Raw genomic sequence first — 553 nt, forward strand, 5'->3', positions numbered from 1 at the left:
GTAACCGGCCGCTCTGGGCCGCCTTGATTATGCGGCCTGTCTGTGCAGTGTATTCACGGGTTTCCAGTTCCATGGCAACAGTTCGTGGAGCCGGTTGATCTTGTGCTCGTTGATACGGGCCAGGACGTCGGCGAGGTAATCGTGCGGATTAAGCCGGGAGAGTTTTGCGCTTTCGATAAGCGTCATGGCATCAGCGATGTTGTCGCCCCCGGTGTCGGATCCGGCAAAGAGATAATTTTTTCGCCCCACGCATACGGGCCGTATGGCGCGTTCGGCAGGATTGTTGTCGATGGCGACACGACCATCTTCGAGGAACAGGGTAAAGGCCTTCCACCGGTTGAGCGCATAACGGATCGCTTTTGCCAGTTCCCCCTTTCCAGGGATACGGGCAAGCTGTGTTTCGCACCATGCGTGGAATGCTGTGACACGGGGGCGGCTTTGTTCCTGTCGGACAGCCAGACGATACGGGGCCGGGTGTCCGGTGATCTGGCGCTCGATATCGTAGAGCTCTCCGATCTGTTCAAGTGCTTCCCTTGCGATTGTCGAATCACTG

1 protein-coding gene is annotated in these 553 nt (G+C 57.5%); it reads right to left on the reverse strand.

Annotated features, from left to right (window positions below; genetic code table 11):
* Positions 1–27 precede the first annotated feature (27 nt).
* Positions 28–553 (reverse strand): IS66 family transposase (locus HNH97_RS15320; protein WP_171791463.1); only part of this gene is annotated, 526 nt, incomplete at its 5' end.

Source organism: Gluconacetobacter entanii (assembly GCF_013155425.1).
GTDB lineage: Bacteria > Pseudomonadota > Alphaproteobacteria > Acetobacterales > Acetobacteraceae > Novacetimonas > Novacetimonas entanii.